This window comes from Robertmurraya sp. GLU-23, from assembly GCF_052983275.1.
On the sequence record NZ_JBRKCV010000005.1, the window covers coordinates 205,654 to 222,290 of the forward strand.

The 16,637-nt window shown below is 37.7% G+C and carries 17 protein-coding genes; 2 read left to right on the plus strand and 15 right to left on the minus strand.

The genetic code is table 11. The features are described from left to right. Positions 1–18 precede the first annotated feature (18 nt). The 4 genes from ACVBAX_RS11360 to hemE form a co-directional block, all read right to left on the minus strand. Positions 19–591 (minus strand): TetR/AcrR family transcriptional regulator, encoded by a 573-nt coding sequence (locus ACVBAX_RS11360; protein ID WP_447117118.1) that lies wholly within the window; start codon positions 589–591, stop codon positions 19–21. Positions 592–721: 130 nt separating this feature from the next. Next, positions 722–2,128, minus strand: coding sequence for a protoporphyrinogen oxidase (gene hemY, locus ACVBAX_RS11365; RefSeq protein WP_447117119.1), 1,407 nt, complete (start codon positions 2,126–2,128; stop codon positions 722–724). 29 nt (positions 2,129–2,157) lie between these two features. Then, positions 2,158–3,096, minus strand: a complete 939-nt coding sequence (hemH, locus tag ACVBAX_RS11370) for a ferrochelatase (RefSeq protein ID WP_447117120.1) — start codon at positions 3,094–3,096, stop codon at positions 2,158–2,160. A gap of 122 nt (positions 3,097–3,218) precedes the next feature. Further along, positions 3,219–4,271, minus strand: a complete 1,053-nt coding sequence (gene hemE / locus ACVBAX_RS11375; RefSeq protein WP_447117121.1) for a uroporphyrinogen decarboxylase — start codon at positions 4,269–4,271, stop codon at positions 3,219–3,221. Between the two features lie 250 nt (positions 4,272–4,521). Here hemE and ACVBAX_RS11380 point away from each other — a divergent pair, with 250 nt between their 5' ends. Next, entirely contained in the window at positions 4,522–5,037 is a 516-nt protein-coding gene (locus ACVBAX_RS11380) for an antibiotic biosynthesis monooxygenase family protein (RefSeq protein ID WP_447117122.1), read from the plus strand. 17 nt (positions 5,038–5,054) lie between these two features. Here ACVBAX_RS11380 and ACVBAX_RS11385 read toward each other — a convergent pair whose 3' ends face one another. From ACVBAX_RS11385 to liaF, 3 genes are read right to left on the minus strand one after another with little or no spacing between them, the layout of a single operon-like run. After that, entirely contained in the window at positions 5,055–5,705 is a 651-nt protein-coding gene (locus ACVBAX_RS11385) for a response regulator (protein WP_447117123.1), read from the minus strand. Beyond that, positions 5,702–6,745, minus strand: a complete 1,044-nt coding sequence (locus tag ACVBAX_RS11390) for a histidine kinase (protein ID WP_447117124.1) — start codon at positions 6,743–6,745, stop codon at positions 5,702–5,704. Before ACVBAX_RS11390 ends, ACVBAX_RS11385 begins: the two co-directional genes overlap by 4 nt. Before the next feature lie 9 nt (positions 6,746–6,754). Next, positions 6,755–7,537 carry a cell wall-active antibiotics response protein LiaF gene (gene liaF / locus ACVBAX_RS11395; protein ID WP_447117125.1) on the minus strand — a complete coding sequence of 261 codons (783 nt, stop codon included), beginning with the start codon at positions 7,535–7,537 and terminating at the stop codon, positions 6,755–6,757. Positions 7,538–7,787: 250 nt separating this feature from the next. On the opposite strand from liaF, the gene ACVBAX_RS11400 reads away from it, so the two are divergent. After that, a complete protein-coding gene (locus tag ACVBAX_RS11400; protein ID WP_447117126.1) occupies positions 7,788–9,182 on the plus strand; it encodes a hypothetical protein in 1,395 nt (464 codons plus the stop codon). A gap of 37 nt (positions 9,183–9,219) precedes the next feature. Here ACVBAX_RS11400 and ACVBAX_RS11405 read toward each other — a convergent pair whose 3' ends face one another. The 8 genes from ACVBAX_RS11405 to ACVBAX_RS11440 form a co-directional block, all read right to left on the minus strand. Then, the gene (locus ACVBAX_RS11405; protein WP_447117127.1) at positions 9,220–9,999 is read right to left on the minus strand and encodes a Cof-type HAD-IIB family hydrolase; all 780 of its coding nucleotides are present in this window, start codon (positions 9,997–9,999) and stop codon (positions 9,220–9,222) included. Between the two features lie 56 nt (positions 10,000–10,055). Beyond that, positions 10,056–10,322, minus strand: a complete 267-nt coding sequence (locus tag ACVBAX_RS11410) for a phosphocarrier protein HPr (protein ID WP_119707141.1) — start codon at positions 10,320–10,322, stop codon at positions 10,056–10,058. 21 nt (positions 10,323–10,343) lie between these two features. Continuing rightward, positions 10,344–11,780, minus strand: a complete 1,437-nt coding sequence (locus ACVBAX_RS11415) for a glycoside hydrolase family 1 protein (protein WP_447117128.1) — start codon at positions 11,778–11,780, stop codon at positions 10,344–10,346. Positions 11,781–11,900: 120 nt separating this feature from the next. After that, complete coding sequence (locus ACVBAX_RS11420) at positions 11,901–12,227, minus strand: PTS lactose/cellobiose transporter subunit IIA (protein ID WP_066054491.1); 327 nt, start codon at positions 12,225–12,227, stop codon at positions 11,901–11,903. 76 nt (positions 12,228–12,303) lie between these two features. Next, positions 12,304–13,635: a PTS cellobiose transporter subunit IIC gene (gene celB, locus ACVBAX_RS11425; protein WP_447117164.1), complete on the minus strand. Its 1,332-nt coding sequence runs from the start codon at positions 13,633–13,635 to the stop codon at positions 12,304–12,306. A 31-nt stretch (positions 13,636–13,666) separates the two neighbouring features. Beyond that, a complete protein-coding gene (locus tag ACVBAX_RS11430) occupies positions 13,667–13,969 on the minus strand; it encodes a PTS sugar transporter subunit IIB (RefSeq protein WP_160548206.1) in 303 nt (100 codons plus the stop codon). 239 nt (positions 13,970–14,208) lie between these two features. Further along, positions 14,209–14,514, minus strand: a complete 306-nt coding sequence (locus tag ACVBAX_RS11435) for a PTS sugar transporter subunit IIB (RefSeq protein ID WP_447117129.1) — start codon at positions 14,512–14,514, stop codon at positions 14,209–14,211. Between the two features lie 77 nt (positions 14,515–14,591). Beyond that, positions 14,592–16,517: a BglG family transcription antiterminator gene (locus ACVBAX_RS11440; protein WP_447117130.1), complete on the minus strand. Its 1,926-nt coding sequence runs from the start codon at positions 16,515–16,517 to the stop codon at positions 14,592–14,594. Positions 16,518–16,637: the final 120 nt, after the last annotated feature.

Below are 16,637 nucleotides of genomic sequence, written 5' to 3' on the forward strand. Positions count from 1 at the left end.
ATAACAAAAAAGAAGGGCTTATTTGGCTAAACCCTTAAATATATATTGTTCGAATAACTTGGCTATCTCGTCTTTTTCGAGTGGTCGATTATTTTTTTCCCAGTCGAAAATTAAAGCAATATATAGCTTTAGCATAACAAACGCCGTAACCTTTGGGTCACAAGATTGTATACTTCCTGTTTCAATGGCCTTGGCAACTCGTTCTTCAATATTTCTCAATATATTATATTCCATCCGATTAATCACATCTACTACTGCAGGTGTACCAATTTCTCTTGCTTCCTGAAAAAGCTTAATTGAAAGCTGGTGGCTCATCCGAAATTCAAGGATTTGATACAATGCTTGATGCAGCTTTTCATGAAATGGCAAATCGCCTAAAAATGCTTCATCTGCTGTTACTTTTAGCTCCTTAATCAGGCTAGATATAATCTCATCAAACAACTCTTCTTTGTTTTTAAAAAAGGTATAAATCGTTCCTTTACCAACATTTGCAATTTTGGCAACTTGGTCTATGGTCGTAGCTTTATAGCCAAACTGTGAAAAAGACTTTGTCGCAGCCTCAACAATGAGTTTTTTTCGATCAATCCCCATATCTTCACCTCAAAAACTGACCAAATGAACAAAATGGTCATTTTATATAATCAGTAATTTACCATTCTCTAGAGTTTGTGTCAATCATGAAAAAGAGACTCATAGTAAAGAGTCCCTTAAAAATATTTTATTAAAGAAATTGTAATACCTTTTTTACTGCTGCCTCACCTTGATCAATACAATCAGGAATCCCTAAGCCTTCAAAAGAAGCTCCTGCTAAAAATACACCTGGCAATTCTTTCGCAACATGCTCATTGATCGTTTGAATTCTTTGTTTATGTCCAACGGTGTATTGAGGCATAGAATCCTTCCACCTTGAAACAATAACAAAATCAGGATCCATCGTGATATTCATGGTTTTATTCAAGTCTTCAAGAACAATTCTAGTTAACTCATCATCAGATAAATCTACAATCGCCTCATCGCCAGGACGACCAACGTAACATCGAAGTAGAACACTACCTTCAGGGCATGCATGTGGCCATTTTTTATGTGTCCACGTACAGGCAGTTATCGAATAATCGCTATTTCTAGACACGACAAATCCGGTTCCATTGATATCCTTTTCTACTGCTTCTTTTGGAAAAGCCAATGCAACAGTTGCTACTGAAGTTGATGGCATATGTTCAAAAGGATCGAAGAAATCATACTGTTGAAACATCGCATGTGTCACATGATGTGGTACCGCTGAGATAATCGCATCAGCTGCAAGTTTGTCTCCATTGTTTAACTCAAGCTTGTATCCATTGTCCAGTTTTTTAATTCGGTCAATACGGATTCCCTTCAACACCGACCCGACCTCAAGTTTTGCTTCAATTCCGTCCACTAAAGACTGTAACCCAGAAGTCAGTGTTAAGAAAATACCTTTATTTTTTGTTTCAGTCGATTTTTTCGGAGCTTGGGGTGTTGCCTTTTTCATTCCCAGAACTAAGCTGCCATATTTTTGTTCTACCTGATAAAACTGTGGAAAGGTAGCCATGAGGCTCATTTGGTCAATATCCCCTGCGTAGATACCCGAAAGAAGTGGCTCAATTAAGTTTTCAACCACTTCATCTCCTAATCTTCTCCTAAAGAAGGTACCTAATGATTGATCCTCAACTGGATTTGACTTTGGTAAAACAAAATCAGCTGCGGCTCTTAACTTTCCTTGAATAGAAAATAGTCCAGTCGTAACAAATGGGGCCAGTTGTGTTGGGATACCCATAACAGAACCACCTGGCATCGGATGCAGCCTCTCTTGAACCAATACATACGATTTCCCAGCTGTATTGTTCACAAGCTTTGACTCCAGTCCTGCTTCCTTTACAAGACGCGTGGCACTTTGCTTTCTCTCTAGGTAGGAGTCCGGACCTCTTTCAATGACAAAACCGTCACGAACAACAGTCTGTATTTTTCCGCCTAGACGATGCGTTGCTTCAACAAGACATACGTCAATCGGTAAGCCCTTTTCACGAGCTTCCTTTTGTAAGTAGTAAGCAGCTGTTATACCTGTTATGCCTCCCCCAATTATGACAACCTTCTTTTTTTCTTCCAACACGGTTAATCGCCTTCTTTTCTAAAAGTTGTTTACTTTATCTCTTTTAACTTGTCCAGTACAACTGTCGCCATCGCATCAATGAATAATGGTTGTGAATTCGGCATTTCTGGTCGGTAATACGACACACCTAATTCTTCCGTAATAATCTTACACTCATAATCGTTATCATAAAGAACCTCTAGATGGTCTGCCACAAAGCCAACTGGTGTGTATACGAATGCTTTATAACCATTCTTTTCGTATAACTCTCTCGTTAAATCCTGAACATCAGGTCCAAGCCATGGCTCTGGTGTATTCCCAGCACTTTGCCAGCCTACAGCATAGTTTTTTACACCGGCACTCTCAGCAATGTAATCAGCTGTTTTTTGAAGCTGATCCGGATATGGATCCCCCGATTGAAGGATTTTCTCAGGTAAGCTGTGAGCAGAAACAATTAAAACCGAATGATCTTTTTCTACCGCTGGCATAGAATCAAAAGTTGCCTTTACTTTCTCAGACCAATACTGAATAAACTTAGGCTCATCAAACCAGCTTTCAACTGATGTAATTTTAAGATTTCCATGTTTCTCCGCTTCCTCATGTGCTCGTCCGTTGTATGACTTTACGCTAAAGGTAGAGAAATGCGGCGCAAGCACGATACTCACTGCTTCTTGAATGCCATCGTCGTGCATTTGTTTCACAGCATCTTCAACAAACGGTTCGATATGCTTTAAGCCTAAGTAAAGCTTAAATTCCACTTGATCCTGAACTCTATTTAAATGCTCCTGTAATTTCTCTCCTTGTTCTTGCGTTATTTTTGCAAGTGGAGAAATGCCACCAATTGCTTCATAGCGATTTTTTAAATCCTCTAGCATTTCAGGAGATGGCTTACGGCCATGGCGAATATGCGTATAATAACGTTCAATATCCTCCTCCTTGTAAGGAGTTCCATAGGCCATTACTAAAAGCCCCATTACTTTCTTTGTCATAATATCCCTCACATCCTGTTTCTTCACGATATTTCAGCAATTTTTTCACTCATTCATTTATTTTGCCAAAAAAAACGTGATAGTGCTAGTAATAATACTTAAAATATAATAATAATTATCACTTAAGAATCATTACGCTTGTTTGCTGCAGTATATTCATGAACAAAAGTTGTTAGTCGCTTTAATGTTTCAGGGTTAACGGAAGGAAACACACCATGTCCTAGGTTAAAAATATGCCCAGGATGCGCAAGTCCTTGATCAAGTATCGCTTTGGCACGCTCCTCTATTACTTCCCATGGAGCCAATAAAATAGCTGGATCTAAGTTTCCTTGAACCGTTTTATGAACTCCCATTTGGCGAGCTTCTTCAATTTGTAAACGCCAATCTAACCCAACCACATCCAGCGGTAGATCATTCCATTCTAGTGCCAAATGGCTTGCACCCACACCAAACATAATTAATGGAACGTTTTCTTCTCTAAGTGCACTAAAAATTCGGTTCATCACTGGCTTGATAAAATAGCGATAGTCTTGAACATTTAAGGCACCAACCCAAGAATCAAAGATCTGAATGGCACGGGCACCGGCTTTTATTTGTGATTTCACATATGTAATAGTCATCTCAGCCAATTTATCCATTAGCGCAAACCATGCCTTTGGTTCTGAGTACATAAATGATTTGGTTTTGTTATAGTTTTTCGAAGGACCACCTTCAATCATATAGCTAGCTAGTGTAAAAGGTGCTCCCGCAAATCCGATAAGGGGCACATTTAATTGTTCCTCCGTTAGAAGCTTTATTGTATCAAGCACATATGGAACATCCTCTTCTGGGTGAATCTCGCCTAATTTCTCTACATCAGTAAATGATTTAATAGGATTTGAAATGACCGGTCCAATTCCTGATTTTATTTCTACATCGACTCCGATTGCAGGTAGCGGTGACATAATATCTTTATATAAAATGGCTGCATCGACATCGTATTGCTCCACTGGAAGTCTTGTTACATAAGCACAAAGCTCAGGCTGATGAGTGATTTCAAATAAAGAGTATTTTTCTTTAATTTCACGATATTCAGGTTGAGACCTTCCTGCCTGTCTCATATACCAAACAGGGGTATAATCCGTTTGTTCTCCTCTTGCTGCCTTTAAAAATGTTTCATTAATTTGTCTTACCATTATGTTGACCCCTTTCAAAAAACAAGCTAACTCCCATTTTAATATACTTTACTCATATTTTAAAAATACTGCGCTTACATACACATCTTCTAATATAGCTTTTTCTACTATAGATGTATAGATAACCGCCTCATCTGTCAAAAAATCTTCTTTTTTTAGATAATGGTTTTTCTTCTAAAACAAGTTGAAATTAGGATTGGCTAGCTCTTCTCGTTATAATTAATTTATACATTATAAGGGGTGAAAGAGTATGAATATCTTTATGACGAATGGGACCTATGAGTTCATGCACTCATTAAAGGAAAAGCATTTTCAAGAAAAGATGCTCCTAATGCAGGATAATGAAACAACACTTCTCATCCATGAAACAGATGGGAATACAGTCTTTGCCTCCCCAAGGAAATATGAAGCCATTGATCAATCGGGGGAATTGGCAAATGGAGCATATTTTGTGTTTAACAATATTCCTGTTAGCGAAGAAGGTAGGCCGGTGTTCGAGTATCGCTTTAAAAATCGGGCAAGACTCATTGAGCAGGAACCTGGATTTGTTGCCATTCGAGTGCTACGTCCCCTTTCTAACGATACATACATCATTTTGACTGCATGGAAGGAAGAAAAGGACTTTTTAAATTGGCAGGAGTCTAAGGCTTATGAAAAGGCTCATGAGAAAAGAAGAACCGAGAAAGGAATTGATCAGCAGAAACCACAAATCTTCTCTAGACCTTCCTTTGTGACAAAATATCATCTTGTGCTAGAAAAGGAATAAGAAAAAAGCCGGGAATGCTATCCATCCCGGCCCTCTTTAAATTTCATTAGTCCATTTCGATTTGCATATACGGCCGCCTGAGTTCGATCTGCCACTTGTAATTTACCCAAGATATTGCTTACATGAGTTTTCACCGTCTTCACACCGATGTATAGCTCATTACTAATTTCCTGATTCGTTTTTCCATCACCAATGCATATTAATACTTCCATTTCTCTATCTGTGAGCTCATCATGGGGTTTCTTTTCTTTTACTCTCAAACGGCTCATCATACGATTGGCAACTTTTGGTTCGATCACTGATTCGCCTCGAGCCGCTTTTCTAATCGCTTGAACGATTTCATCAGCCGTTGCTGTTTTTAGCATATAGCTATATACCCCAGCCTCAATCGCTGGAAATACTTGTTCATCATCATAAAAGCTAGTAATGATAATAATTTTACAATTAGGGTTAAAAGATAAAATGGCTTTGGTTGCATCAATTCCCGTACCATCTTCCATAAGTAAATCCATCAGAACAACATCCGGCTTTTTATCAGCAACTAGAGTCACTGCATCTTTTCCACAATTAGCTTCTCCTACAATCTCCATATCTGGTTCAGTCTGTAAATATGAGATAATTCCTTTACGTACCACTTCATGGTCATCTACGACAGCTAGTCTAATCATACAGTCCCCCTCCCGGTCACAGGTATTCTAATATCAATATATGTACCTTCCTTCTTTTTGGAGCGAATCGTAAAAATACCACCGATCTCTTCACATCGTTCTCTCATTGTTTTCATTCCATAAGACGTCATACGAACAATCTCTGGGTCGAAGCCTTTTCCGTTATCTCCTATAAACAAATAAATATACGATTCCTTTTCAGTTAACGTTATGGTTATTTTTGTAGCTTCTGCATGTTTTAAAATATTGGACAGTGCTTCTTGAATAATACGAAACAAATGCTCTTCCATTGCTTTTGAAACATAATCAAGCTCATCAATGCTTGCTTGAAATTCAAGGCCAGTTTTCCATTTTAACTCTTGAATTAACTTGATTACACCATCGCATAGACTATCATCTTTTAACTGAACTGGTCGAAGATGAAGTAATAATGCTCTCATTTCACCTTGTGCTTTAACCGCAATTTCTGATATTTGTTCTAATTGTTCCTTCGCTTTTAACGGGTTATTATCAAATGTTCGGATGGTAGCTGAGCTAATCATACTGAGCGCAAACAATTGCTGACTAACCACATCATGAAGATCTCTTGCCAATCGTTGTCGTTCTTCCATGACTGCAGCAGCATGTGCAGTCTGTGCGAGCGCAGTCTTTTCATCAGCTAATCTTCTCGTGGAATATACTTGATCCTGAATATATTCAGCCAAATGGTTTAATTCTTCGGTAATAAGGCCAATTTCATCCTTCTCAAATTCTGGTATTCTCTCAGAAAACTTCCCACTTCTTAGCGTAGAAATAAACAAGTAGATATCTGACAATCTTCCTTTAATTAAATAACTTCCCTTAATGCCAAAATAACCCCCAATAAGCAATAGGATCAAAAAAACATAGAGGGTAAGCCAAAAGGTTGTATGTATGGATAAGCTTGATTGCACATTAAATACATATATCTGTAATCCTAGAAAGAAACAAAGAGAACTAATGAATGCCATCATAATAAAACTTTGCAAAAACCAGAAACGAATCCCCACTCTTTTCTTCATAAGCTTCACCTATACCTTATCAATACGTACAGATCCAATTTTCAACTCAATCGATATCTTTAACTTTCTAACAGCTTCCTCGTAACCTGGCGATTGATAAGTTAATCCACGATTGATTGAATCGGTTTCCTTATCAAAGATACGAATATCTCCTACCTTAATATAAGATTGGACAAAAACAGGAACATCTTCTGGTATGATCATCTTGACATCTCCAATCCACCCTTGAACGATGATCGGAGTTTCTTTTTCCGGAATATATGCTTGGCTAAAATCAATGAAATAGTCTCCAATTGTGTTATAAAGCTCCATTGGCTCTACTGACCAATTCGCTTGTTTAAAACTAACATCACCAATCGAAAATCCTCTAGCTCTTTTTCTCTTTTTCCTTCCTTTTTCATTCATGGTTCTAAACGCATCTATAGGCATATCCTCCTGAAAATGAAACTTAATTTTGTTTCTTCTAGTCAGAATGCTAACAGCAATGTAAATAATCATATAGGGCCAAAGCTTCCAAAACTCCCAAAATCCAAAATCTAATTTACCAAATCGATCGAATATTAATATAGAAGAAAAAAGTAATAAAAATAGAGAGAAAAACAAATTTCCCCTTTCAACTAAGGCTTTTATAAAAAGAATCGTCGCAATGACAAATAGCAGAAATGGATAAGAAACGACAAATAACTCTGTTATTTCCAAGGAAATGACACCTATATTAACGAGAAGGAGCACACCTCCTACAAGTAAGAGCATTATTGCAAAAAGCACTTGGTTTATAGTTTGATATCTCAAATCATCCGCCTACTTTCAATCAATAGCTTAATAATTCGATACTTTTCTATTTTCTCCTTCATTCATTTTACCTCTTCTTTTGTAAACTTGAACCAAACTCTAGGTGTTCTTTTTCTCCGTCTAGAGACGGAAAGATTTTCTTTTCCCTCTCACATCTTTGCCCATTTTACATATTCTGTAGCAACCAACCATATTAGGGAAACAGCCTAAAAAGGCATGCTCCCTTTTATAGGAGAAAGGAGTTTGTTCGATGGGTATTGAGTTAACAGCATTACATTGGATTTACCTTTCCTTTATCATTTTAATTATAGGTTTCATGGTCATGAGAAGAGATACCTCACTCGTGTGTATAACGGGAATTTTTTTAATAGCGATTACTGCTACCGGTTCACTTAGCGCTTCTATTAGTGATATATTTTCTAGTTTTATTTATGCTATTACTGAGTTACTCCCAACTATTCTAGTCATTTCCATAATCGTAGCTATGAGTAGAAGTTTAACTGCAACCGGTATTAATGATGTGATGATTTCTCCTTTTGCAAAAATCATCCGTACACCAACACTCGCATACTGGACGATCGGTATTTTGATGATGGTTATTTCTTGGTTTTTTTGGCCGTCTCCTGCCGTTGCACTCCTAGGTGCCGTATTACTACCTGTTGCAATCCGAGTCGGTCTACCTGCATTAGGTGTAGCAATGGCTATGAACTTATTTGGTCATGGAGTTGCGCTTTCAGGTGATTTTATAATTCAGGCTGCACCAAAATTAACTGCTGATGCTGCTGGATTACCAGTTAGTGAGGTCATTAGTGCGAGTGTTCCTCTTGTCATCGTCATGGGTGCTGTTACCACCATAACTGCTTTCTTCTTCTTAAAAAGAGATATGAAGCTCGGGAAGCTAACCACAACTTCTTATATTCAATCTAAGTCTACGGATGAAAATACAGAGAAAAACTTATTATCTCTTAAACAGAAAAGATTTTTCTCATTGCTGATTCCCATTTTGTTTTTATTAGATGTTGTCGCCATGTTCTTACTCGATTTACAAGGAGGGGACGCAACGGCATTAGTCGGTGGAACATCGATCGTTATCCTCATACTAATTACAATCGTTGGGCATAAAAACAAAGGACTTGAAAAAACAACAAGCTACTTAATAGAAGGATTTCAATTTGGTTTTAAGGTTTTTGGACCTGTTATTCCGATTGCTGCTTTCTTTTATCTTGGCGATGCTGGCTTTTCAGTCATCATTGGAGAATATTTACCTGAAGCATCACAAGGGATCGTCAATGACCTTAGTATCTCCTTAGCTGGTATTGTTCCGTTAAGCAATGAAATTGCAGCCGTAACTCTTACAACGGTCGGAGCTATTACTGGGTTAGATGGATCAGGTTTCTCAGGCATTTCATTGGCTGGTTCTGTTGCCAACCTGTTTGCTGAAGGAATTGGTGCAGGTGCTGCCACATTAACGGCTCTCGGCCAAATTTCGGCCATATGGGTTGGGGGTGGAACATTAGTTCCTTGGGCTCTGATTCCCGCAGCCGCCATTTGTAATGTTGACCCGTTTGAATTAGCTAGACGAAACCTGCTTCCAGTTTGTATTGGTCTCATCGTTACCACGATTGTAGCCATCTTTTTAATATAGAAAAAAACATCGTCAGATTCCTTCTGACGATGTTTTTTTATTTCAACAGTCCGACCAATTCTAATCCGTATGCGATCCCATCTTCATCCACATGCTTGGTTACGTATTTAGCAGCACTCTTCGCCTTTTCGTGTGCATTTCCCATTGCTACGCTATTCTTAACAAAGGAAAGCATCTCAATATCATTTAATCCATCTCCAAAAGCATACACATGCTCAGGTGCAATACCAAAATGGTTCATAGCCGCTTGAATTCCTATCGCCTTTGATCCACCAGCAGGTAACACATCAACCGCATAGTCATGCCAACGAATAAATTCTAATTGAGGAAATGCTGATTTATAATCCACTTGATCTTCATCTCTATATATTAAAAAGGATTGATATATTTCTCGATCTCGGTGGTATAGAGGATCGTATCCAACCTTTCCACTCACGTTTAAAGAACCAACAGCTGCTTCTAACATTGTATGTGACTCTACATTCCCCTTCATATCCTCGTGATCAAGATACACAATCGGGTGTTGATTTTTAGTTGAATAATTTGTAAGTTCTTCTAAAGCTGAGGTTTTGATTGGATTTTTGTATATCACTTGTCCATTTAATACGACATACTGTCCATTAAAGCTTACATAATTATCTATTTCTAATTCCTTACGAATCTCGGTTATATTAAAAGGCGATCTTCCGGTGGCAATAGCAACCTCATGACCTAGATCCTTTAACTGCTGAATAGATTCCTTTGCCGATTGTGGTAACTTTTTTTCTTCATTATATAATGTTCCATCAATATCAAAAAAGACCAATTTTTTGGACATGTATCTTCTCTCCCAATTAGAAACCCCATCCAAAAATTGAATGGGGCTACTTGATTTTATTCAGCAAGTCCTTCTTTAGCTAATACATCCGTAAGACCTTTTAACGCTTCCTCTTCATCTGCACCCTCAGTTGTAATTGTAATTGATGCACCTTTAGGAATACCTAAAGACATGACACCCATGATAGACTTGAGGTTAACTTCCTTTTCCTTGTAAGCTAGTTTCACATCTGAGTTGAATTTACTTGCCGTGCTAACAAGAAGTGTTGCTGGTCTTGCATGAATACCTGTTTCATCAATTACTGTAAAAGTTTTCTTTGCCATCATTAAAACCTCCTAATATGCTTATAGCTTCTCACCGTTTGATTCGATCACGGATTTGTACCATCCAAAGCTTTTCTTCTTGATTCGACGAAGGTCGTGTTCTCCTTCTTCGTGTTGATTCACATAAACGAATCCGTAACGTTTTTGGAATCCATTCAACCAGCTTAATAGATCGGTAAATGACCATACGCAATATCCAATCATCTCAACACCATCCGAAATCGCTTCTTGTATGGCTACTAGATGTGTTCGAATATAGTCAATACGATATTCATCATTTACCACATCATTTTCTTCAAGCTTATCATACTCCCCTAACCCATTTTCACTGATTAAGATTGGCAGGCCATATCGGCTTTGTATGCGACGAAGTCCAATTCGAAGTCCAACCGGATCTATATTCCAATCCCAGTTGGTTCTTTCTAAATTGTCATTCTTGACCGTTTTAAATACACCTGGAATTCCTCTGTCTTTTGTTGTTCCTTTTTTCCCTGATGTATTAAAATGGCCCTCTGTTACTCCATCAAGCGGGTTTTCTTCGTATGTGGTTGTTTGGTAATAGTTTACACCCATGAAATCAGGTTTACCAGCTTTTAATAATTCAAAGTCGCCTTCTTCTACCTTTGGTGCCAATCCGTTTTTTTCTAGATAGTTCCAAGTTGCCTCTGGGTATTTCCCCCACGCGTATACGTCCATCCACCAATGGCTCGAAAATTCTTCTGCATTTTCAGCGGCTAATATATCTGTTGGCTTAGATGTGGCAGCATAGGCAGGCGAATAAGCAAAGCTAGGACCGATTTTCCCATTCGGAACATATTTACGGAACTCTTTAATGACGCTTGCATTTGCTAAATTAGCATGGTGATTTACTTGATAAAAGAGTTTGTCATCCTTGACTCCTGGTGGATGAGCTGCCCACTGATACCCTAGCATCGTAAAAATATTTTGCTCATTTAAACTTACCCAATACTTAACACGATCACCAAATCGCTTGAATAAAATGTTACTGTAATTCGTGAAATCTTCTATAATCTTTCTTGATTCCCAACCACCATATTCATCTTGTAACGCTTGAGGAAGATCCCAATGATATAGCGTAAGAACAGGTTCAATATTATGCTTTACGAGCTCATTGATTAGATTGTCGTAAAACTCTAGACCTTTCTCATTAACTTCCCCTTTTCCTTGTGGAAGAATTCTTGTCCACGCTACAGAAAAACGATATGCCTTCATTCCCATTTCTGCCATTAACTGCACATCTTCTTTATATCGATGGTAATGATCGACTGCTACATCACCCGTTGTTCCTTTAAATGTTTTTCCAGGTATGCGTACGAATAAATCCCAGTTTGATGGTCCTTTTCCATCCTCGTCCCATGCACCTTCTACTTGATAAGCTGCAGAAGCTGCCCCCCAAAGGAATTTTTCTGGAAACGGTTTTAATTGCTTATGTATCATGATAATCTCTCCTTCACTTTTCCCTTATTCCAAAGTAATGAATATGGTTCTGATGCTATTACACCAGAACCAATTCTTTGTTATTATGCTTCTTTCCGCAGAAATTACTGTAACAAAAGGTTAGCTAGAAACTTTCTCTAACTTAATCGTTTCGTACAGATCCACAAATTCAGTTGCTAAATCTTTTAATGTGATTGCATTCATTAAGTGATCTTGAGCATGAACCATTAATAGAGAAATTTCTACCTTTTCTCCTCTAATTTCACCTTGAATCAATGAAGTTTGAACATGGTGTGCTTCGTTTAATGCATCTGCAGCTTCCTGTAGTTTTGCACGTGCTTCTGTGAAATCTCCACGTTTCGCTGCTGCGATCGCTTCCATTGAAGAGCTTTTTCCATTTCCACCATGTAAAATAATCTGAAATACTGTTTCTTCCATCGTTGCCATTGTAAGTCCCTCCGTATAAAAAGCACTCTCACACAAACTCATGTGAGAATACTTCTACTATTTTTTTAATGTTTAATTAGCTCACTTTAGATGAATTATTTACTCCGCCTTCTTCTTGTTGCTTCATCTTATCCCACATTCTGAAGAACGGGAAGTAGATAGCTAGAGCAATAACGACGTTGACAGCCTGCATAACCGCACCTGAGATTTTACCTCCAGTTGCAAGGTATCCACCGATAATTGGCGGCGTTGTCCAAGGAATCGCGATACCTGCTGGCTTCGCAACTAAACCTAACTTCATTGAGTAATACGTTACAATGATTAACACGATTGGTGTTAAGAAGAACGGTACGATTAGTAATGGATTCATAACGATTGGCGTACCAAAGATGATTGGTTCGTTGATCATGAATGTTCCAGGACCAGCCGATAATTTACCAAGCGCCTTCATTTGTTGGCTCTTTGCCCAGAAAAGCATGAGCATCGCTAGACCAAATGTGGCACCTGTACCACCGATATTGACGAATACTTCAAAGAATTGTGATGTGAAAATGTTCGGTAATTCTTCACCTGCACGGAACGCAATTTGGTTTTCTTCTGTTGCCATTAACCAAACTGGGCTTAGTACACCTGCAACGATGTTTGTTCCATGAAGACCTGCAGACCAAAGCATCATAATAAGCATGTAGGCAACAATTGAACCGATTAAGCTTCCACCTAATAATCCAAGTGGCTTACCAAGTACTAATTGAACCACATCATGAATACTGCTGATTCCAAAGTACTCAATTACTAAGCGAATAAGGAAGATCGTAGTAATAACGATAAAACCAGGAACTAGTGCAACAAACGACTTACTTACTGCTGGTGGAACACTATCTGGCATTTTAATAACGATATTTTTCTTAAGAATAAGGTTATATACTTCTGTAGAGAATAATGCGATTAAGATGGCTACGAAAAGTCCCTTACTTCCCATAAATGCAACTGGAATCGCTCCGCCAACTGCAATTGCTTCTGCTGCTCCATCTGGAGTAAACGGTACATTGAATGGTGTAGCTAATAAGAATGCACACAGTGAGATTACCCCTGCTGTAATGGCGTCAATGCCATACCGCTCAGCTAGACGATATGCAATACCGAATGCAGCGATTAGACCCATCATGTTAAACGTTGCATCTGTTGGATACATTAGTTTTGCTAACCATTGATCTCCGAACACACTTGCCATGAACTCAGCATAGCCAGGAATCGGTAGGAAACCCAAGATTAGGAATACAGAACCGATAATAATCATTGGCATGGCTAGGATAATTCCATCCTTTAAAGCGCCTAAGTGTCTTTGTGCGGCTAATTTACCAGCAAAAGGCATAAACTTTGATTCAAGGAAACCTAAAAACTTATTCATCACGTTTCATTCCCTTCTCATACAGAGATATTTAGTTTTTTAGTGCTACAGCTGTTTTTAACACTTCTGCCCCATTACACATTCCGTAGTGAATTGGGTTAATAGAATCAACCGGGATATTCTTTTCTTTTCCAAGTTGTTGCATTTGAGGTAATAGATAACGTACTTGTGGTCCAAGAAGCAATACATCCGCTTGATCGATATTTGCTTTTACTTGGTCTGCACTTACTGCCCAAATTTTTGACTCAAGGCCTTGTTCTTTTGCAGCCGCTTCCATTTTTGTTACTAGTAAACTTGTAGACATACCTGCCGCACAACATAATAAGATGTTCATCATAATTCCTCCTATTATTCTCGAATACTCTCTTATTCTGAGAGCGTTTAAGTGAAAGATTGACTGATATCAAGAAGTCTTACTTTTTATTATTTTGCTTTGTTTCTCTTCTTGATGTCTTTATTGTAAGTGTAAAACGCTTTCACCTACATCTATCATTTTTCCGTTTCTCAAAGGAAATGGCTATTGAATTCTTTTTTACATAAAAAAAACAGGTAGCCTATCAACCTGTTTTCGCTTTATATATTTTTTAATAGTTTTGCATATTTTAAAACTTCTACACCATTACAAGTTCCATAATGAACAGTATTGATCACTTCCACTGGAATTCCTTTTTCATCTCCAAGCCTCTTGAGTTCAGGCAGTAAATGACGAACTTGTGGTCCTAGTAGGATAACGTCTGCATCTTTTATATGTTTATAAACAACATCCCCGGGTACTGCCCAGATTTTATTATTTTCCCCCTGATCGACTGAAATTTGATTCATTTTTCTTACTAGTAAGCTTGTTGACATACCAGCTGCACAGCATAATAAAATATTCATCAAAAGTCCTCCTTTACTGACACACAAAGTAATCGCTTACAATCAATTCCCTTTTTTAAAAGAAAAGACACCAGCCTCTACAGCTTTAAGAAGGTGTCTTTAAATTCATGATAGGACTTTGCCTTTATTAATTGTTGTACCAGCTCACGATCATCGATCACTTTACCGAGCATATCGTACATTCTTTGTAAATCTCCGCTACTATCTCTTTCAACACTAAGCAAACAAACAAATTGGACAAGTTTATCGTCCCACTCTATTGGCTTTTGTAAGGTACAAATTGACCAAAATGTCTCGTCTGTTAATGGATTTAATGGATGTGGGATTGCAACAAAATTTCCAAAGGAGGTCGAAGAAAGAGATTCTCTCTCCTTCACTGATTCAATGAAATCATCATCTATCAAACCCATTTCTTTCAAATTCGAAAACATGTAAGATAACACTTCTTCTTTCGATAAAAGTGCTTGTTGTAAGAATACTAGTTCTTCCCTTGTATACTCGAGGGTTGTCGTTTGCTCTGACACAACCGTCTTAATTTTATTTAAATCTTGATCACCTAAAAATGTGTTCACGTGAATGACTGGAATGGACATTTTTTGCTGAATAGGTACTGTACTGATAATGAAATCAATATCATGTAGATCCATCTGCTGAAGCTTATAAAATTCGGTTGTGTCAACAATATCAAGCTTCGGTCCAAAAGTTGACTGAAGCTTATAGTAAAGCAATCTCGCACTACCTACCCCTGATGCACATACAATTAAGCATCTTTTCGGACCGTGGTGGATTTGCTTCCGCTCCATGGCTACTCCAATATGGAGGGCTAGGTATCCAATTTCATTCTCGTCTATATCAATACTAAGTTGTTTTTTCAACTCTTTACCAGCAATGAGCCCTGCTTGAAATGCTACTGGATAATTGGCTTTGATTTCATTAATCATTGGATTCCTCAAGTTCATTCCATAACGGTAACGATTGATTGCTGGCTTAATATGTAGACACATTTGCTCTAAGAGTTCTTTATCTTGGCTAATTCCTAATGACAGCTTTTCATCAATTTTGGCAAGAATGTCTGATACTAACTGAGTAATTTTTTTATCAATCACTTTCTCCACTTGCTCACCAGGTGATTTTTCAATCATTTTTGTACCTAAAAGATGAATCGCTATATAAGCGACCTCATTTTCTGGAAAATCAACCATGAGGCTTTCACTTAGGTTTTTTACAATTTTCTCAGCAACAGAAAATTCTTTTTGTCCAATAATTTCATTTAGCTCATCTGAATACAATAACACATGATTCCCTTCACGGATACGCTTACAAGCTATTGCTACATGGATAATTAAATTATTTAAACCGACATCAGATAGGGTGATATGATGCTCTCTAATAAGTGCTAAAATGACGTTTCGAATCACTAAAATTTCTTCCTTGGTAAGGATATTCAGTTGTTCATTAACAATATCAAGTTCGTCCCTTTTTTTATTAAAAATATAATCCGACATACAAAAGCGGACCTTTACTTCATCACCTTTAATCCTTAAACCATAATTAGGTTTTTTTTCTAAACTTAATCCATACCGTGAGAGGATTTTCTTAATATCCTTTACATCATTTAAAATTGTTGAGCGACTAACAAATATTTCATCAGCCAAGTGATCAAGCTTTACAAATTTATTTGTTAGAAGTAGCCTCGTAATAATATACCTTATCCGTTCTTCAGGTGAGTCCGGTCTGCCAACGCTCGTTTCAGCCGTATCTTGAAACACTTCATTTATAAAGGTGATGAACAGTTGATTATTATTTACAACTAGTTCATATCCTGTTCCTCGAACTGATTTTATATCTGCACCGTTCTTTTCAAGGATTGCCTGAAGGTCTTTCATATCATTTCGGATGGTTCTTGATGTTACTTTAATAACACTAGCTAAATACTCGCTCGTAATAGGCACCTTCGCTCCTATCAGTTCTCCGAGTATCATCGTGAGACGAGAAATAATCATGTCGAACCTACTCCCCTAGAATCTTTTTCTTTCTAAAATATGTTTAGTTTCGTTCTACGGACTTTTCTGAAAAGTTAACATTACTCGCTATTTCTTGTCAAGGTGATAATTAAAATAAGA